This is a genomic window from Enterococcus mediterraneensis, from assembly GCF_900604485.1.
Taxonomy (GTDB): domain Bacteria; phylum Bacillota; class Bacilli; order Lactobacillales; family Enterococcaceae; genus Enterococcus_C; species Enterococcus_C mediterraneensis.
Window position 1 is genome coordinate 239,065 of record NZ_UWOP01000002.1, and the last position, 19,165, is coordinate 258,229.

Consider the following 19,165-nt stretch of genomic DNA (forward strand, 5'->3'; position numbering starts at 1 on the left):
ATGAAATGGCAGTTACGTATGAAAAAACATTTGAAATAGAGATCATTAACGAATTATCGGCAAGCGTTTATAATCGGGTATTAAATTATGTTTTGAACCATGAACTAGATACTAAAAATACTCGTTTACTAGAAGTGAATCTTTTAAATCAATTAGAAGTGGCACAAGAAGTTGATTTATTTCAACAACCATTTGAAGAATTACAAGCTATTCATGAGTATTGGCGGTCAATGAATCAATATTCAAAACAAATTGTTGAAATGTCACCTTCTTTAAAAGGAGTGATCTAATATGACAACTCAAGAAGAATTAAAAGAAATCTATCACACTGTGTCAAAAATGGACATTATGGAACTAAAAAAAGCGTATGAGTTGGCTGAAACACAAGAAGAATTTGAATTTTATAAGGAATTATTTACTTATCAATTGCAACAAAAGCAAAAACTAATTATCAAGCAGAAAGATTTTGTGATTTAATATGAAGGATAGACCACAATATATTATTGTTGCGGGCGTCAATGGAGCAGGGAAATCAACACTTTATCAAACAGTACCGCAACTCTTTCAAGATACACAACGAATTAATGCTGATGAAATTCTAAATAAAAATGGTGGTGACTGGCGAAAAAACTCAGATAATATGAAGGCTATGCGTGAAGTTGTAAAACAAATGAATCAAGCAATTGAATCTAAAAGGTCTTTTCACCAAGAAACCACATTATCTGGACAAGGACAGAAAAAATGGATTGAAAAAGCCAAGGCACAGGGTTATGAGGTAAATTTATTTTATGTTGGGATAGACAATGCTGATTTGGCAATACAACGTGTCAAACAAAGGGTTGAAAAGGGCGGTCATGGCATACCTGATGAACTCATAAAAAAGCGTTATAGTCAGTCATTAAAGAATCTAGAATATATAGCCCCTCTTTGTGATAATGTTATGCTATACGATAATACGAAAATTTTTGTTCCAATTTATGAACGTCAAGGGGAAAAGATAGTTTTAAATAATACAAAAAATATTCAATGGCTTCCAGTTAGTTTTATTAATAAGTATAGGGTGGGATTGAGAGATATGGCGAATATTACTGACTTCACCGAAAAGCAATTTGAAGATCGTTTAGAAAAGAATGTTGAACGACTAACTAAAAATAGACTAGCGGTTGAATCGCCAACCGCTTTTTTACTTGGTGGGCAACCAGGATCAGGGAAAACTAGTTTGCGATCGGCAATTTCCGAAGAAACACAAGGAAATGTTGTTATCATTGATAATGATACGTTCAAACAACAGCACCCAAATTTTGACGAATTAGTGAAACTCTATGAAAAAGACGTAGTAAAACATGCAACACCTTATTCTAATCGTATGACAGAAGCACTTATTAGCCGTTTAAGCGATCAAGGCTATAATTTAGTGATTGAAGGCACAGGACGAACAACAGACGTTCCTATTCAAACAGCCACAATGCTTCAATCTAAAGGATATGAAACAAAAATGTACGCCATGGCAGTACCCAAAATTGAATCATACTTAGGAACGATTGAACGATATGAAACCATGTATGCAGATGATCCAATGACAGCTAGGGCAACACCAAAACAAGCGCATGATATTGTTGTCAAAAACTTACCGACCAATTTAGAAACCCTTCATAAAACGGGCTTATTTAGCGATATAAGGCTTTACAATAGAGAAGGAGTGAAACTCTATTCAAGCTTAGAAACGCCTTCCATTAGTCCGAAAGAGACCTTAGAAAGAGAATTAAATCGTAAAGTATCAGGGAAAGAAATTCAACCGACTTTGGAGAGAATAGAGAAAAAAATGGTTCAAAATCAACACCAAGAAACCCCTGAATTTAAAGCAATTCAACAAAAAATGGAAAGCTTGCAGCCACCTACACCACCAATACCCAAGACACCTAAACTTCCAGGACTTTAAACCTTAAAAAAGGGGTTCTATAATATTTGGTGTTGTTACTCAATGTGAGTAACAACACCAAATATTATAGAACCGTAATTCCTTACTATGTTACTTGCTTTTTTTTATGAAACTTACGATACTAACGAGTTGACTTGGTTTTACGAGATGTATCTGGACATTCACCTTTACTGCTAAACTAACTCCTTTCTGTGTTCACAAGCGACGTGTGATTGTGATATAATGAACGATAGAAGACTCAAAAGAGAGGCGTTCTTGATGGAAGATCTTATTCAAATGAAAGCTGGCATGCTAGACGTGTATCTGGGTAGTCCGACGATAAATGAATTTTTGGAAAAAAGTGCGAATGTATTGGGGAATCCCTTGGTATTACTGGATAATTCCTATAAAATCGTGTCTCATTCGAATGCTGAAAACATTACTGATCCTTATTGGCAATCCTATGTGAACAGAGGGTTTTGTTCAGTTGAATATGTTTTTAAAGCAAAGCAGTTAGCTCATGTGACGGTTAGTGATGAATCGCCTTATTTTTTTCCATGTCAGATTTGTCACGACACGAAATTAGTGAAAGTTGTTAAGAATAGAGGAGTAGAACTAGGCTTTTTACTTATGCTTGACTCTCAACGCGAATTGACATCAGATGATAAAATACTGATTGATATTTTAGGAAAGATGGTCTCAGAGCTACTATCCAAGAATGAGCGAAATCGGTTATCCACTCATAATACTGAAATGATTGTGATTGACTTATTAGACCAATCCATTCATTCATCAAAGGAACTAGCTGAACGGATAGAAAATAAGCAACTATTACAAATTAGTAATTGGCGACTACTAATCATTGATTTTTGGCAACAGTCGCATTCAACAAGCCGTTCACGTATGACGTTGAGAGAGATTCAGGCTAGATTTCAGGAGTTACTTCAAATGAAAACAGCGGCTGTCTATCAAGAGAAAGTAGTGATTCTTTTTGATAGTATAAGCTTTCAGACCAACAAAGAAAGCCTATCTTCCTTTGCAACAAAGCACGGACTCAAAATTAGTGTCAGTGCGGATTTTTCGGATTTATTACAGACAAACCAAGCGTATATAGAGGCATTGGAATGCGATCGACTGGCACGATTTTCACTACCGGTTAAGCCCCTTACAGAGTACTATGAGGTCAATCTTTATGCACTGTTGCCAAGTATGCCAATTGAACAAGTGAAGCAAAAATATTTCCATCCAGTACTTCAAAAGTTAATCCACTATGATTTAGCACATCATACAGACTTATTTGAGACGTTGTATACGTATTTATTGCAACATGAAAATGTCAATCATACAGCTATTTGTCTGTCCATCCATAGAAATACTGTCCGTTATAAGTTGAAACGAGCGAGCGAAATAGGTGAATTTTCCTATTCTAATTCCGTCATCCTTGCGCAATTATTGATTTCCTACCAAATATTTTCTTATTATGTCGTCTGTTATCAGGACGAATATAAAAATTTTGCTAAAAATCAACTTTTACAATTGGCTTTTCACGCATTTGAACGCATCTCTAGTACGAAGTGTGCATCATGTACAATTCAGGACTGTGATTTTAGACTTTAGCACATAGTCAGATTCCCTTGTATTGTGATAAATTGAACTTGTGGAAGTTCTATTTATTTAGGAGGAAATCGTATGTATGAAAAACTATTTGCTACTGGAATGATCGGATCAGTAGAAATCAAAAATCGAATTGTTATGCCGCCTATGGGTACAAGTCTTTCAAGTTTTACCGGTGAGGCGACGGATGAAGTCATTCGTTATTATGAAGAACGTGCCAAAGGGGGATGCGGGTTAATCATTACTGAAATCGCTCGTATTGATGATGTGACTGGTATTGGTGAACCTGGACAGTTGAGTGTGACATCAGGTAAATACATTCGTAAACTGGTTCAATTAACTGAGGCTGTGCACAAATATGATAGTAAAATCTTTTTGCAATTGCATCATCCTGGTCGCCAGGTGTCAAGAAGTTTATTAAATGGTGTTCAACCTGTCGCACCCAGCGCGATTCCTTGTGGGGTAGTAAAAGAAATGCCTCGTGCATTAACAACTGAAGAATGCGATGACCTCGTTGAGAAGTTTATTAGAGGAGCAGTGGTTGCTAAAACGGCGGGGTTCGATGGTGTAGAGCTTCACGGAGCACACGGCTATCTAATTAATGAATTTTTGAGTCCTTATACAAATAAGAGAACGGATAAATATGGCGGTGATTTCTTTAAACGACTAACGTTTTTAACGAGTATTGTCAAAGGGATTCAAGTTGCATGTGGTCCTAAGTTTCCTGTATCAGTCCGCATAAGTGCCGATGAGTTCATCGAAGGTGGCCTAAAGCTTGAAGATACCATTCAAATCGCAAAAATACTAGAAGCGCAAGGCGTTGCTGCCATTGATGTAAGCGCAGGGACTTACGAAACTGGGTATGCAGTCATCGAACCACAATTTTTACCAGAAGGCTGGAAAAAACATTTAGCAAAAGCTATTCGTGAAGAAGTATCGATTCCTGTTATTGCAGTAAATAATTTAAAATATCCGAAAACAGCTGAACTGTTCTTAGAAGAAGGAATTTGCGACTTTGCATCATTTGGTAGAGCCTTTTTAGCTGATCCATACTGGCCTAATAAGGCGAAAGCACGTCAAGAGGAACTCATCCATAAATGTATTGGTTGTTTGCAATGTTTTAAAACGGTCTTTAATGGTAAGCCAATCGAATGTACGGTCAATCCGATTGTTGGAAGAGAACTACGGTACAACGACCAAACTCTGATAAAAGATGGGGATGGACGTGAGGTAGTTGTTGTCGGTGCAGGGCCTGGTGGAATGCACGCAGCTATTGTATTGGCTAAGCGGGGGTATCGGGTGACGTTAGTCGAAAAAACTGACTCACTAGGTGGGACATTAAAAACAGCTGAACAACCACCAGCAAAACAAATGATTGGTGAGTTAATTAAGACTCTAGCCGCAGAAATAAGAGATGCTGGAGTGACAGTTATATTGAATCAGGAAGTCACAATCGAATGGTTACAAGAGATAAATCCATTTGGTGTTGTCGTTGCGTGTGGAGGTAGCCCAATTGTTCCTCGAATCGAAGGTGTCGAACAAGAACATGTCGTTACTGCTGAAGATGTTCTATTAAAAAAAGTGACAATAGAAAATCAAAAGGTCGTCATCATCGGTGGTGGTGTGACAGGGCTAGAAACAGCCGAAGTCATGGCAATGAATAATCACGTCACCGTGGTTGAAATGTCAAATAGTGTAGGTAACGCGTTGTATACAAGTAATAGAATGATGCTTTTAAATCACTTGAAAGAAGCAAATGTTTCTATTCAAACCAATCGGATGTTAGATAAAATCAATGGCGACCATGTATTGCTCAAGGAGCCTGATATGGGATTTGAACATGAGTTGCCATGTGACTCAGTCGTCCTCGCTCTCGGTGTGACTCCTCGTAGATCATTTGTAAAATCAATTCAAGAATCTTTTGCTCATGTAATGGTGGTCGGAGACGCTAACAAACCAGGGCAAATAGTCGATTCGATGAAAGAAGCTAATGATAAAGCGTATGTTTTTTAAAAAATAGTAGTTACTAGTGGTATATCATGCATCATAAGAAAAGAGTAGTTACCAAAAAACGGTAACTACTCTTTTTTTATAAAAAAATTTCCTCATTTTTTAAAAGCAGATCGAGAAATAAAGCACACAACAGCATTCTTTCTTTTTTCAGTTGCTACATTTTGCATTCTGTAACGTGTCATTTACTGTTTGTTACCTTAACATATCCAGTCGAAAACACAAGGGTATATAAACGAGCAAGCTCGCCCTTGTGTTTTCTTTGTGTCTATGTTGCGTTCTCGTCACAGCAAACGACACGAACACACTGGCGAAAATGAACCAACAAAACGAAAAAAGAAAGGAGCATACACTGTAATTTATTTCTAGCTTTTAAAACATGAGGAAAACAGCTTCACTTCCTCAAACGCCTAACAAAAATGGTTGTCAAAAAGCCAAAAATCAAAAAGAAAAGGAATGATAAAAATGAAATACATTAAAAACGTTGAAACATTGGAAGAATTGAAAAAAGCCTACAAAAAGTTAGCTTTGAAGTTACACCCCGATTGTGGCGGGAATGAAGAAGAAATGAAAATTTTGAACAATGAATATGATGAACTGTTTAGCAAACTTAAAAACACTCATAAGAATAAAGAAGGTGAAACTTACACCAAAGAAACAACAGAAACACCCGAACAGTTTAAGGATATTATTAATAAATTGTTCAATATAAAAATGGACGGCGTAGCAATCGAAGTAGTAGGAACATTTATATGGCTAACAGGTAATACAAAACCATATAAAGAAGATATAAAAGCCCTAGAATTCCGATATTCACCTAAAAAATATGCTTGGTATAAAGCCCCTAAAGATTACAAAAAAAGAAGCCATAAAAACTATGACATGGATACAATAAGAGGAATGTATGGAAGCCAAAAAATTAAAGAAGAAAAAGAAGAAAAAAAATACTTACAAGCCCGATAGGGTTTGTAAGTTATAAAGAAAGGAAGAAAACATTATGTTTTATAAAATGAGAATAATTGAAACTTTGGAAAAGGAATTTGAAATTGAAGCAAAGAACGAAAAAGAAACCTTAGAAAAAATACAAATAGCTTATGATAATGAAGAAATTATACTTTATCCTGAAGATTTAGACCATAAAGAAATGAAAATTGTCGGTTATAAAGATACCTTTATTGAAGAATATGAAACATTAAAACGTGCATTTTACGATTATGACACATCTTATATTTTATTAAGATATGGTTGTTTAGAGAAAGCAGAAAAAAGGTTAATAGAGCTTGAAATGATAGTTAGTGTTGATAAATTTATGAATGAATAATCTCTAAAAAAAGGAAGATTATCTATAACTAATATTCCTTTTTTTTAAATTTTATTGGCTTGTTTGCCTTTATATACTCAGAAAAAATTTTTAAAAATTCTTCCGTTTCTTCTACAGTTAAATAGTCAATCTCAAAATACTTTTCTAACAAAGCACCTTTTTCAATTAGACGCTTTGTTCTTCTTTTTCTGTTAATATTTTGCTCGCTATTCGCTCGCAAAATATTTTTTTGAATTTTTAGTTTTTCTATTCTTTTGTTGATGTCATTTAAATCATTATTTGCCATAACTATTTAAGTAATTCAGAAAAATTTTGACTATTCGCATTTAATAAAGTTTCTAATTCGTCATAGAATAATTCTTTGTTTTCTTCAATCGATTCAATAGAAATATCATTTTTTGAAAGAGTAGAAAGGACAAAATCACCAATATCTTCTTTTGATTTTAGAATTAATTCTTCTTTTTTCTTTTGTAATTCTTTAATTTGAAGTTCAATATCAGAAACAGTTTTTTTCTTTCTCTTTTTTGGTCTTGTTTTTGGAATGATTTGCTCATTTTCTGTCTTGATGTTTTGATCTTGGTTTTCCATAAAATATCCCTCCTGATAATTTGTATATGTCTATCATATTATATTATATTTCTAAAATCAATAAATATAAACGGAAATGTCAGGTTAAACATAGTTACTTTTTCATTGATAAGTGGTAAAATTAATTTATAGAGAATTCCCTTAGATGTTTTACTAAGGGCGCACTTACACCCACTAACTTACGTTTGTGGTTAATATGCTATAAAACGTAACATTAGTTCAGTTTTATCGTCAAGCGTGTTTGTTAAAATTTGCTACGCTCATGTTTGAAAAGAAAGAGAGGTGATACAATTGGCAATCTTCCATTTATCTATGACAATAGCAAAAAGAGAAGGCGGAAAAAGAAGTTTAATTGCAATGGCTTCTTATCGAAGCGGTGAAAAATTGTATAGTGAACTATACGAAAAAACTAATCTATACAACCATAGAAATGTTAAACCAGAAGCTTTTATTTTAAAACCTGATTATGTTCCTAATGAGTATTTAGATAGACAGACATTGTGGAATAAAATGGAATTATCTGAAAAGCAACCTAATGCTAGACTGTGTAGAGAATTAAATGTAGCATTGCCAATTGAATTAAATAATTCAGACCAAAGAATGTTGATTGAAGATTTTGTAAAAGATAACTTTGTCAGTGAAGGAATGATTGCAGACGTAGCCATTCATAGAGATGATGAAAACAATCCTCATGCTCATATCATGTTAACAATGAGAGAAGTAGATAGTGAAGGTAATATTCTAAATAAAAGAAAAAGAATACCTAAACTAGATGAAAATGGTAATCAGATTTTTAACGAAAAAGGGCAAAGAGTAACCGTTTCAATTAAAACAAATGATTGGGATAGAAAATCTCTTGTTTCCGACATTCGTAAAGATTGGGCTGATAAAGTCAACCAATATTTAAAAGATAGAAATATCGATCAACAAATAACAGAAAAATCTCATGCGGAACTTGGAAAAAAAGAACTACCAACAATTCACGAAGGATTTTACTCAAAAAAATTAGAAGATAAAGGAGTTATAAGCGAGTTAAAAAGAAAAAATTTAGAAATTCAAAGTTACAATGATGTTTTAAGCGAACTTGATAAACTTGAAAATCAAGAAAAAGTATTAAAACAAGACCAAAACTTTACTTTAAAATTTGAAAAAACATTTTCACCTTTAGAGAAAAAGGAATTGAAAAACCTTTCGAAAGAATTAAAAATATTTGTCAATGATGAAAATATTGACAAAAGAATTAGTGAATTAAAGAGGTGGGAAAATTCACTTATCTTTAATAATAAAATGGAAATTCAAAAACAACGTTTGATGTTAAGTAAAATTATTAGTGAACGAGATATGCTTACAAAGGCAAATGAAATTTTAGACAAACAAGCAGAAAGATTCTTCAAAAAATCTTATCCAAGTTTGAATATTGACAAATTTTCAAATCACGAAGTTAGAGCAATGGTTAATGAAACCATATTTAGAAAACAGTTATTGAATAAAGATCAGTTAGCAGAGGTCATTTACAATGAAAGAGTAATAGAAAAAGAAGAAAGTAAAAAGATTTTTAAAGAAAAACCATTTCAAACTAGCCGTTATCTTGATTCAAAAATTAAACAAGTTGAAGATAGTATAACAAAAGAAAATAACCCTGAAAGAAAAGAAATTTTATCAATCAAGAAAGAAAAACTAATAGGAATAAAACAAGGATTGATAGAATATGTTCAATCAGAAGTTGAAAGAAAATTTGATAAAAATGTTTCAATAGATTCAGTCATAGAAGGCGAAATGTTACTTGCAAAAGCTGACTATTACAAAACAACTGATTTTTCTAAAGTCGAAGGAGTTGCTAGATTCAGCAGTGAGGAAATTAATTCCATGTTGGAACAATCAAAAGGCTTCTTAACTAACATTCAGACGGTGAAAATTCCTAATGATTGTCAAGGTGTATTTTTTGTTCAAGATAGCATGAAGCATATTGATGAACTAAGCCCATTAGCAAAACACAATCTGAAAAAGGTCGTTAATCGCAATGCTTATTTACCTGATTCTGATAAAATTGAATTAAGTAAGGAAATTGAAAATACTAATAAAGATCAATCCCAAGAATTGGAAAAAAATGAACCTGAAAAAAATGAAGTATCTGTAAAAATGTTCCAATTTGCAAAATCAATTAATCGATTGTTGAGTGGTAACCAACCACAGAAAAAACGAAACTTAGACAAATTGATTAAGCAAACAAAAGCAAAAGAAAATCAATCATTACAAAGGAATATTCCTTTGCGATAAAATAAAAACAAGAGGTGTATAAAATGAAAAAAAATTATCAAAAATACAAAGTTTAAGCTTGAAAGTGCGGTTATTGCATTAGGTACATTATTTATTACTGATCCGGTTCTGTTGCAAAGTTTTAAATCTACTATCAAATAAGGTAGAATATTAGAAAAAGATAGCAGGAGGAATGACGATGAATCATTTTAAAGGAAAGCAATTTCAGCAGGATGTGATTATTGTAGCCGTGGGCTACTATCTTCGTTATAACCTTAGCTATCGTGAAGTTCAAGAAATCTTATATGATCGTGGCATTAACGTTTCTCATACGACGATTTATCGTTGGGTGCAAGAATATGGCAAACTACTCTATCAAATTTGGAAAAAGAAAAATAAAAAATCCTTTTATTCATGGAAAATGGATGAAACGTACATCAAAATTAAAGGAAAATGGCATTATTTGTATCAAGCCATCGATGCAGATGGTTTAACCTTGGATATTTGGTTACGTAAAAAACGGGACACACAAGCAGCCTATGCTTTTCTTAAGCGGTTAGTGAAGCAGTTTGATGAACCGAAGGTTGTAGTCACAGATAAAGCCCCCTCTATTACAAGTGCCTTTAAGAAACTAAAAGAATACGGCTTTTATCAAGGGACAGAACATCGTATCATTAAATACCTGAATAATTTGATTGAACAAGACCATCGTCCAGTAAAGAGACGCAATAAATTCTATCGAAGTTTACGCACTGCCTCTACCACGATTAAAGGCATGGAAGCCATTCGAGGATTATATAAGAAAACCCGAAAAGAAGGCACTCTCTTCGGGTTTTCGGTCTGTACTGAAATCAAGGTATTATTGGGAATCCCAGCTTAAATCATAGATACCGTAAGGGATTTTATTCTTTATTTAAAACTTTGCAACAGAACCAAATTGCTTATAATAGTGTATTGGAATTAAGATAGATTGACAAAAGAGTGATCAAATAGGTATACTTCATTCAAATAATCGTTTGAATGTGAGGTGAGATGAATGGAAAACGTTTGCCAAGTGACTATCGTACATAAAGAAAAAGTAACTATAATAAAAAATAAATTGGATCAAAAAGATTTTTCAAATTTACTTGTGTTAGGAAAATGTTTTAGCGATTCTTCTAGGATTAAAATTTTTTATACTTTAGAAACTTATAAGGAGATGTGCGTTTGTGATTTAGCAGAAATACTTAATGCTAGTATTGCTACAACGTCACACCATTTACGTTTTTTGAAAAAGAACGAAATAGCAAAATCACGTCAAGATGGAAAAGTAGTTTATTATTCTTTAGCGAATGAAGAGATACTTTCCGCTGTGCAGGATTTTCTAAAGTTGTCAGAAAATATATCTATGAAAATTTAGTTTGGAGGAAGTTATTTTGTTACAAAGTATTTTATCAGCTCTCGCTGTTTACGTTTCTACCAGCATTGATTATTTATTTATCTTGCTGATTATTTTTTCTCAAAGTCATACAAAAAAAGGGCTCCGTCAGATTTTTTGGGGTCAATATCTAGGAACAGGTATCTTAGTAGCCGTAAGTTTATTTGCAGCATATGTGCTGAATTTCATTCCGCAAGATTGGATCATTGGGCTTCTCGGTCTAATTCCGATTTTCTTAGGAATCAGAGTGGCATTGGTTGGCGAAGAGGAGGAAGAAGAAGAGGAAGTCGTTGAAAAGCTTGAATCAAGAGGAACAAACCGCTTCTTTTGGACCGTTGCCTTAATAACAATTGCTTCTGGTGGCGATAACTTAGGGATTTATATTCCTTACTTTGCCTCGTTATCTTTTTCAGAGATTGTCACCGCTCTAATCGTATTTGCTATTTCTGTTGCGGTTCTTTGCTATATCAGTTACAAATTAGCCAAGATTTCTTTTGTTTCCGAAACCTTAGAAAAATATGAACGAATCCTTGTTCCTATAGTGTTTATTGGCTTAGGAATTTATATTTTGATAGAAAATGGGACGATTCAAACACTATTAAATTTTATATAAACAACTACGATAGTGAAGTTCAAATAAAAAAAGACAGCGAGATTTTAACTCGCTGTCTTTTTTTATTTGAACTAATGAATTGTAAAATCATTTTAACCTTGTAGTTTGTCTTTATTTTTCTTTTTCTTGTTCTTCGATATGAGTTGAAACTTGCTCAAGAATACTAAAAATATGAAGATCGTCAAGGCTATAAATCATATTTTTACCAGCTCTTTTTGATTTTACTAATCTTGAAGTCTTTAAAGTTTTTAACTGGTGAGAAATTGCTGATTGTTCCATACTCAAAGAATGCGCAATAGCTCCAACGCTAAGTTCTTCTTTCTGCAGAAGAAATAAAATTGAAAGTCGGGTAGGGTCACTGATCATTTTAAATATTTTACTTACCTCTTGGATAGATTCATTTTTTAATGGAGAAGTTGATAATGAATTCATAAGAATTTCTCTCCTTCATATGTTTGTTTATTCACATTTAGATTATCATAATATTTTTATAAAGCAAGATTTTTTGTATAAGGGTAGCTATTTTAGAGTCCTATTTTTTTTATCACCTAAATAAGATAACTATTTTTTTGACAAATTAGATAGAGCGATATAAAATGAATGTATAGACATATGAATGTTCGTTCAAACGTAATTCGTAAGCATTACGATTTCTAAAAAAAAGTTTTATTAAGAAAGGTGATAGAAATGAAAGAGATTCAAGAGCAACACTCACACGAAAATAATAGTCACGATCATGGGAAAATGCCAATTATTTTGTACTTTATTGGTTTAGCATTGTCGCTCATTGCGTTATTTGTAAACGGAGAAAATAATTTAATCCAAAACACTTTGTTTTCAATTGCTTCAATTAGTGCTGGTTATCATGTCATTATTCTTGAAGGAATTGGAGAAACGATTGAAAACTCAAAAAGACAACACAAATTTACCCCTAATTCTCATATTTTAATGGGAATAGCTGCAATAGGTGCTTCTCTGATAGGAAATTTTTGGGAAGGAACGTTATTGGTTCTTATTTTCTCTGGAGCACATTTTCTTGAAGATTATGCTGAAGGAAGAAGTAAAAGAGAAATTACCAAGTTATTAGAAATGAATCCAACAACAGCTAGGCTAATCATGCAAGATGGCAATACAACAATCGTTAATGTTAGTGAGTTGAAAGTAGGAGATCAACTTCAAGTGTTAAACGGTGACCAAGTACCGATTGACGGAGTAATAGTATCAGGCTCTACTTCGATTGACGAATCTTCTATTAATGGTGAGAGTATACCTAAAGAGAAATCAAAGGGAGACGGAGTTTTTGGGAGTACAATTAATGGAACGGGTACCTTTACTATGGAAGTCACAAAAGAAACTAACGATACTGTCTTTTCAAAGATTTTACAACTAGTGAATCAAAATCAAGAGAATCAAACAAAAGCGTCTAGTATTATCCAAAAGTTTGAGCCTAAGTATGTTAAATTTGTTTTAATTGCAATCCCACTCTTCATTTTACTTGCTCCTATGCTGTTTGATTTGACATGGTCACAAAGTATTTATAGAGGATTAGTCCTTTTAGTCGCAGCTTCTCCGTGTGCTTTAGCAGCAGCTACCGTATCCGTAACATTGTCAGCCACTTCTAATCTAGCAAAAAGAGGCGTACTTTCAAAAGGAAGTGCCTATTTGTCCCAATTAGCGGATATTCAAGCCATTGCCTTTGATAAAACAGGAACATTAACTAAAGGGAAACCGGAAGTAACCAATTATTACTTTTCTGATTCTGTGAACGAGGAAAATATGATTGATATCGTAGTGGCTCTTGAAAAAGAATCAAATCACCCGTTAGCAAGTGCTATTTTAGACAAGTTTGAACCAAAAAATAAACTAGCTATTGAAGTGGAAAATCAGATTGGAAAAGGTTTAATAGGCGATTATAACGAAAACACTTATCGTATAGGTAAACCAACTTCTTTTGAGGCTGTATCGGATGACTATACACGTTTGAATAAAGAATGGGCTTCAGAAGGTAATACGGTTGTATATGTATCAGAAAATGAAAAAGTAATCGGCCTGATAGCATTAATGGATATTCCAAGTGAACATGCGAAAGCAACTATAGATTACTTTAAGAAGTGTGGTATCCATACCACTTTAATTACTGGGGATTCTGAAATGACAGGGCAAGCTGTTGGTAAACAATTAGGAGTAGATCAAGTAATTGCAAACGTCATGCCAGAAGATAAATCTAACATTATCAATGAACAAAAAGAAACCTATGGTATAACCGCTATGGTGGGAGATGGTATAAACGACGCACCTGCTCTTGTGAAGGCAGATGTTGGAATTGCTATGGGAGAGGGTACGGATGTTGCAGTAGATGTATCTGATCTAGTATTAATGAAAAATGATTTGTCTAAATTGGTAAAAGCTCATGAAATTTCTTTAAAAATGAATCGAGTTATTTGGCAAAATATTATTTTCTCAATGGTAGTTGTCGCTTTTCTAATTACCGTAAGCTTAGTAGGATTAACGGATATAGCCATTAGTGTGATTGTTCATGAAGGAAGTACCTTAGTCGTGATATTAAATGGTCTTCGATTATTAAAGTCTAAATAAATACATGAAATTGGATAAAATCATGTATGAAGAACCCTATACCCATAGGGTTCTTTTTTATGACCGCCAGAAATAAACGATTATATACCATAATCGGATAAAATCATGTATCGAAAATAGAAGCCTACGTTTTTTCTTTAATTATGTCTAATTTGGGTGTATCCAAAATTGACATATGTTACGCGTTGTCTTTTTGTCTTTTTTAGTGCAGTGTCAGTGTCGATTAAGTATGTTGTGAAATATGTATTTATGAAAAGAGGTAAACCAAAAGAGGGCATTCCTATGTTACGATTACATTTTGAAATAAGAATAAAGCTTACTTACAAAAAAATGCAAGCAAACTTTATTTTATATTATGAAAAGAGTAAATGTTTTAAAGATTAATTCTACTTCTTATCATTTTAGCTTCTCTCGACAATCCTCGTTTTTCTAATTCTCTTACAAATATCTGCCAAGGTGGTATGTTACTGCTGTAAGATGTTGGACCGGTGTATGCTCCGCCCCCTGGACCTGTGTATAAACCACCGCCAGGACCGGTATATAGTCCACCGCCAGGTCCAGTATATAAACCACCGCCAGGACCGGTATATAATCCGCCACCAGGGCCGGTATACAGTCCACCGCCAGGACCTGTGTACAGTCCGCCACCAGGACCTGTGTACAGTCCGCCACCAGGACCGGTATATGCTCCACCACCGGGACCGGTATACAGTCCGCCCCCTGGACCCGTGTACAGTCCGCCTCCGGGGCCAGAATATTGATTTCTATTCCACATTTTTTAACCTCCAAATTAAATTAGGATTTTTATTGATTATTTTGAGTCAATTGATTTTCTTCCAATTATTTCCGGATTCAGATGTTGGTGGTAAGCGATCACCCTTATCAATATTAACAATACGAGGATCTTTTACCGTTCCTCCTCTGGGTCCAACTTCCAAATACTTTCCAGCAGGTTTATTATCTTCCCCAGGATTATGCATTTTAGTCATGACTATTGTCTCCTTTCTTTTTATTGTAGGAACACTCTTGGCGAAGTCATTCTTTACAAATTTATTATACCACTATATATTGAATTAACGGAAAGAACATAGCTATATGTTGTGTTTTTTTAAAATTTTATTTTCCGAATTATTTTTAGAACTACGAAATTTTATTAAACCCTCTAACAGTATAGGAATTAAAGTTTAATGAATATTTACATAAATGTAATAATAAAAAAATTTACTCTAGATAAAGAATAAGTTTATTTTATTCAATTCTCTAAATGTTCTGATATTTAGAAAAACAATCTGTAATTTAAGTAAATATTTTATTTTTAATGTTCATAACTCAAGAGTATTGACTACGGTTGTCCAATCCAGTAAAATCAATACATACAACGGTGTCATAACTTATAGTCAAAAGTAAAGCTGGAAAAAGGGTGAAAAACATGAAATATGGATATGCACGAGTAAGTACTCGCCATCAGGATTTAGCAGGACAGATGCGACAACTGGAAGATGAGCGTTGCGATCGAATCTATTTTGAAAAAATTACTGGAACCAAAAGTAACCGACCTGAGTTTCAAAAACTCCTACAGGAAATACAGACTGGCGATACGCTAGTAATAACAAAACTGGATCGCTTCGCTCGCAGCACTCAAGATGCATTGAACACAATTAAATTCCTTTTCGAAAAAGGCGTGAAGATTAATGTTTTGAACTTAGGGATAATCGAAAATACCTCTACTGGTAGACTAATTTTTACTATCTTCAGTGCCTTCGCGGACTTCGAACGTGACCTTATCGTGGAACGCACTCAAGAAGGCAAGGAGATTGCTAAGCAGCGACCGGGCTTTAGGGAGGGACGTCCGAAAAAATTTTCACAGCAGCAGATTAACCTGGCCATGCAGCTCCTAGAGAACCACTCTTATACAGAGGTCGAAAAAATGACCGGAATCAGCAAGAGCACTTTGACGCGGAATAAAAGAAAATAAATGATATATAACATTACAATTAAGTGTTTTTGAACTTATATGATAAGATATTACTTAGATAGGTATAAAGTCTTAATGTTGAGATGAGAGGAGACTGACCAGTGCTTAATAATTTTTTCTTTAAGAACAAGAAACGTCTAACAATCTTTGAGAAAATATTTTATTTCTTTGTAGGTAATAAAAATCGTGCGCAGAATTATTCCTATTATGTTGGGCAACATGCAAGAGCAAAATGGCGTTATCGAAAATTTAAAGACCCATGGATAGTCAAAAATAGAAATACTGTATTCAAAAGAGTCTATGGTTTCTTTAAGGACATATTTAGAGTTTGAAGCATGCAGAATTAAGGGGTTGTAAGAAATGGGGAAAATTTCTAAGGCTTTTAATGAATTTTTTTATGCTTGGGGAGATAATGACCCCCATAAAAAAGTGCTAAGGTATGGAAAAATGGTCACTTTGAAGCGACTGAATGAATATGATGATTACAAGTATTATAGACCCAGAAGAAAAGCTGCTGCGATAATTTCGGGATTAGCAGGTGTTGCCGGATTATTTGGAATCTTTAGTAAAAAGAAACGATAATTTTAAGAGACTAAGGTGATTTGACGGGTAGATGGGTGCACTTTAATTTGAAAATGGCTTAAAAGGCTTGATTTTGGATTGTAAATTTACTTTTAATACACAATTTAAGGTATTAAAACCGGTTGAAAAGTGACACATTGATTTTAATACAACTTATGATACAAAAAATGTGGATAGGCTACAATTAACTAGACAGAAAAATTAAGGTGTGTAGACTAGAAGAAAACATACCAGGAGGAATTTTTATGTCTAAGAGAACACGAAGAACTTTTTCACAAGAATTCAAGCAACAAATCGTCAATCTTTACTTAGCTGGAAAGCCACGTGTAGAAATCATTCGAGAATATGAACTAACGGCTTCAGCATTTGACAAATGGGTAAAGCAATCTAAAACGAGTGGTTCATTCAAAGAAAAAGATAATCTTACGCCTGAACAAAAAGAATTGTTAGAACTACGTAAAAGAAACCAGCAATTAGAAATGGAAAATGATATTTTAAAGCAAGCAGCGCTGATATTCGGACGAAGAGACAAGTAATCGATGCGAATAAGCATCTTTACCCTATATCAGCGATGTGCAGAATATTAGGTCTATCACGTCAGTCCTATTATTATCAATCAAAACCAAAGAAAGACGAATCAGAACTTGAAGAAGTAGTCGCTGAAGAATTTATCCGTAGCCGAAAGGCCTACGGCTCAAGAAAAATAAAAAAAGCCTTATCAAAACGAGGCATTCAGATCAGCCGACGAAAAATTAGTAGAATCATGAAAAATAGAGGATTAAAATCGAGCTATACTGTTGCTTATTTTAAAGTACATCATTCTACTTGCAATGAAGCCAAAACGACAAACGTATTGAATCGTAAATTCTTAAGAGACAACCCATTAGAAGCGATCGTAACAGACTTGACTTATGTACGAGTCGGGAAAAAATGGAATTATGTCTGTTTCATTTTGGATCTGTTCAATCGAGAAATTCTCGGCTATTCTTGTGGAGAACATAAAGATGCCGTTCTAGTAAAAAAAGCATTTAGCCGTATCAAACAACCTCTGATAGAGGTTGAGATTTTTCATACTGATCGTGGAAAAGAGTTTGATAACCAAGCTATTGATGAATTATTAACAACTTTTGACATCAATCGATCATTGAGTCATAAAGGCTGTCCTTTTGATAATGCCGTAGCTGAATCAACTTATAAGTCGTTGAAAGTAGAATTTGTCTATCAATACACATTTGAAACCTTACAACAATTGGATTTGGAGTTATTTGACTATGTCAATTGGTGGAACCACCTTCGGTTGCACGGTACACTTGGCTACGAGACACCGGTTGGTTACCGTAACCAGAGATTGGCGCAGCGAATCCTTGATAATGAGCTCGGATGTGCTAACGCTAGCGAGGCAGTCTAACTTTAACTGTTAGCTCCTGCCGAAGATCGTCACATCCGAGGAGGCTCATTGTCAAGGACAATCGGAATAGCATACGGAAAGAAGTTCTGCACCTTATAAAATTTGTCAAAAAAACTGTTGCCATTCCAAGACAATCAACCAAACTCTAACAGAATTTGAAGTATATCAAGAATTTTTTATGTTAACTAAATAAAGATTGGATATATTGATTAGCATTCTTAAATTCAACTGTATCGATTAGTGTACCTTGTACAATCAATCTCGTTACAGCAGCCAAATCCCCGCATGTAACAAGAGTGATCATATCTTTATTAGGAATATCATCAATGACTTAAACTCTTGATGGATCCACTTTTTCTTTAAAGGACACTTGGTAAATATAAATATTCTTTAAGTCTGTCACATATATTTTTTCTTTTAGAGAAATAAACTCTAATGGGGAAAATAAAATAGTTTTATCTTTGGCACTATGACTTGCTAAAGCGTAATTTCGTTTTCCCATCTGCTGATCTGGTTTCATTGTTCCAGCCCCAGAAAGTAGCGAGGTGTTGTCCAATCCGTTGTATATTGGTAAAGATAATTTTACAATGGGTATAGCGATACCACCTATTATAGGCAAATCATTATTTTTGATTTGTGCTTTTAATACTAACTCATTTGATATAGATTCAACAGAATCAAAATCAAAGTTTCCTTTCTTTTTCAGATTGTCTTCCAAATCTTTCTTTGAATAATTTGCTATGTCATATTGTTGAACTTGTTTATTCAGTAAGTAAGATCGAATTTGAAAATTAAATATTAAAACTAAACCTGTAAAAAAAAGGGTAATTAGAAGTAAATTTAAAGAAAGACGCTTGATTTTTTTCAT

General features: G+C 33.8%; 21 protein-coding genes and 1 pseudogene. 16 read left to right on the top strand and 6 right to left on the bottom strand.

Going from position 1 to position 19,165, the window contains the following annotated elements:
- Positions 1-5 precede the first annotated feature (5 nt).
- The 8 genes and pseudogenes from EFB00_RS13085 (at position 6) to EFB00_RS13115 (ending at position 6,863) form a co-directional block, all read left to right on the top strand.
- Positions 6-290, top strand: a complete 285-nt coding sequence (locus EFB00_RS13085; RefSeq protein ID WP_007209311.1) for an antitoxin — start codon at positions 6-8, stop codon at positions 288-290.
- Position 291: 1 nt separating this feature from the next.
- Positions 292-477, top strand: a complete 186-nt coding sequence (locus tag EFB00_RS13090) for a hypothetical protein (RefSeq protein WP_007209310.1) — start codon at positions 292-294, stop codon at positions 475-477.
- 1 nt (position 478) lies between these two features.
- Positions 479-946 (top strand): annotated as a pseudogene (locus EFB00_RS13690) (ATPase); the annotation flags it as partial.
- Positions 947-1,075: 129 nt separating this feature from the next.
- The gene (locus EFB00_RS13695) at positions 1,076-1,939 is read left to right on the top strand and encodes a zeta toxin family protein (protein WP_241153468.1); all 864 of its coding nucleotides are present in this window, start codon (positions 1,076-1,078) and stop codon (positions 1,937-1,939) included.
- A 258-nt stretch (positions 1,940-2,197) separates the two neighbouring features.
- The gene (locus EFB00_RS13100) at positions 2,198-3,535 is read left to right on the top strand and encodes a PucR family transcriptional regulator (RefSeq protein ID WP_029485681.1); all 1,338 of its coding nucleotides are present in this window, start codon (positions 2,198-2,200) and stop codon (positions 3,533-3,535) included.
- Between the two features lie 72 nt (positions 3,536-3,607).
- Positions 3,608-5,545, top strand: a complete 1,938-nt coding sequence (locus EFB00_RS13105; RefSeq protein ID WP_029485682.1) for an oxidoreductase — start codon at positions 3,608-3,610, stop codon at positions 5,543-5,545.
- A 462-nt stretch (positions 5,546-6,007) separates the two neighbouring features.
- Positions 6,008-6,505 (top strand): DnaJ domain-containing protein, encoded by a 498-nt coding sequence (locus EFB00_RS13110; RefSeq protein ID WP_029485683.1) that lies wholly within the window; start codon positions 6,008-6,010, stop codon positions 6,503-6,505.
- Between the two features lie 34 nt (positions 6,506-6,539).
- Positions 6,540-6,863, top strand: a complete 324-nt coding sequence (locus EFB00_RS13115) for a DpnD/PcfM family protein (protein WP_029485684.1) — start codon at positions 6,540-6,542, stop codon at positions 6,861-6,863.
- Between the two features lie 28 nt (positions 6,864-6,891).
- Here EFB00_RS13115 and EFB00_RS13120 read toward each other — a convergent pair whose 3' ends face one another.
- Positions 6,892-7,149: a hypothetical protein gene (locus tag EFB00_RS13120; protein WP_029485685.1), complete on the bottom strand. Its 258-nt coding sequence runs from the start codon at positions 7,147-7,149 to the stop codon at positions 6,892-6,894.
- A 2-nt stretch (positions 7,150-7,151) separates the two neighbouring features.
- Positions 7,152-7,451 (bottom strand): hypothetical protein, encoded by a 300-nt coding sequence (locus EFB00_RS13125; protein ID WP_122647314.1) that lies wholly within the window; start codon positions 7,449-7,451, stop codon positions 7,152-7,154.
- 291 nt (positions 7,452-7,742) lie between these two features.
- Here EFB00_RS13125 and mobQ point away from each other — a divergent pair, with 291 nt between their 5' ends.
- The 4 genes from mobQ (at position 7,743) to EFB00_RS13145 (ending at position 11,737) form a co-directional block, all read left to right on the top strand.
- Positions 7,743-9,728, top strand: coding sequence for a MobQ family relaxase (gene mobQ, locus EFB00_RS13130; protein ID WP_010731413.1), 1,986 nt, complete (start codon positions 7,743-7,745; stop codon positions 9,726-9,728).
- Positions 9,729-9,906: 178 nt separating this feature from the next.
- The gene (locus EFB00_RS13135) at positions 9,907-10,587 is read left to right on the top strand and encodes an IS6-like element IS1216 family transposase (protein WP_164709496.1); all 681 of its coding nucleotides are present in this window, start codon (positions 9,907-9,909) and stop codon (positions 10,585-10,587) included.
- 156 nt (positions 10,588-10,743) lie between these two features.
- On the top strand, positions 10,744-11,106 hold the full coding sequence (locus EFB00_RS13140; protein ID WP_010731415.1) for an ArsR/SmtB family transcription factor: 363 nt from the start codon (positions 10,744-10,746) through the stop codon (positions 11,104-11,106).
- A gap of 16 nt (positions 11,107-11,122) precedes the next feature.
- Positions 11,123-11,737 carry a CadD family cadmium resistance transporter gene (locus EFB00_RS13145; RefSeq protein ID WP_010620830.1) on the top strand — a complete coding sequence of 205 codons (615 nt, stop codon included), beginning with the start codon at positions 11,123-11,125 and terminating at the stop codon, positions 11,735-11,737.
- Positions 11,738-11,848: 111 nt separating this feature from the next.
- Here EFB00_RS13145 and EFB00_RS13150 read toward each other — a convergent pair whose 3' ends face one another.
- A complete protein-coding gene (locus EFB00_RS13150; protein ID WP_002301366.1) occupies positions 11,849-12,169 on the bottom strand; it encodes an ArsR/SmtB family transcription factor in 321 nt (106 codons plus the stop codon).
- 255 nt (positions 12,170-12,424) lie between these two features.
- On the opposite strand from EFB00_RS13150, the gene EFB00_RS13155 reads away from it, so the two are divergent.
- Entirely contained in the window at positions 12,425-14,332 is a 1,908-nt protein-coding gene (locus EFB00_RS13155; protein ID WP_002301365.1) for a heavy metal translocating P-type ATPase, read from the top strand.
- 373 nt (positions 14,333-14,705) lie between these two features.
- On the opposite strand, the gene EFB00_RS13160 is transcribed toward EFB00_RS13155, so the two are convergent.
- Positions 14,706-15,107 (bottom strand): hypothetical protein, encoded by a 402-nt coding sequence (locus EFB00_RS13160; protein WP_010731416.1) that lies wholly within the window; start codon positions 15,105-15,107, stop codon positions 14,706-14,708.
- Between the two features lie 46 nt (positions 15,108-15,153).
- Positions 15,154-15,321: a YjzC family protein gene (locus EFB00_RS13165; protein ID WP_010731417.1), complete on the bottom strand. Its 168-nt coding sequence runs from the start codon at positions 15,319-15,321 to the stop codon at positions 15,154-15,156.
- A 440-nt stretch (positions 15,322-15,761) separates the two neighbouring features.
- On the opposite strand from EFB00_RS13165, the gene EFB00_RS13170 reads away from it, so the two are divergent.
- From EFB00_RS13170 to EFB00_RS13185, 3 genes are all read left to right on the top strand, one after another.
- Positions 15,762-16,307: a recombinase family protein gene (locus EFB00_RS13170; protein WP_122647316.1), complete on the top strand. Its 546-nt coding sequence runs from the start codon at positions 15,762-15,764 to the stop codon at positions 16,305-16,307.
- Between the two features lie 360 nt (positions 16,308-16,667).
- On the top strand, positions 16,668-16,889 hold the full coding sequence (locus EFB00_RS13180) for a hypothetical protein (protein ID WP_002319289.1): 222 nt from the start codon (positions 16,668-16,670) through the stop codon (positions 16,887-16,889).
- Between the two features lie 245 nt (positions 16,890-17,134).
- A protein-coding gene (locus EFB00_RS13185) for an IS3 family transposase (protein ID WP_122647317.1) occupies positions 17,135-18,297 on the top strand; the annotation gives its coding sequence in 2 pieces (ribosomal slippage) (positions 17,135-17,411 and positions 17,411-18,297; 1,164 coding nt in all).
- 331 nt (positions 18,298-18,628) lie between these two features.
- On the opposite strand, the gene EFB00_RS13190 is transcribed toward EFB00_RS13185, so the two are convergent.
- Entirely contained in the window at positions 18,629-19,165 is a 537-nt protein-coding gene (locus EFB00_RS13190; protein WP_241153463.1) for a class A sortase, read from the bottom strand.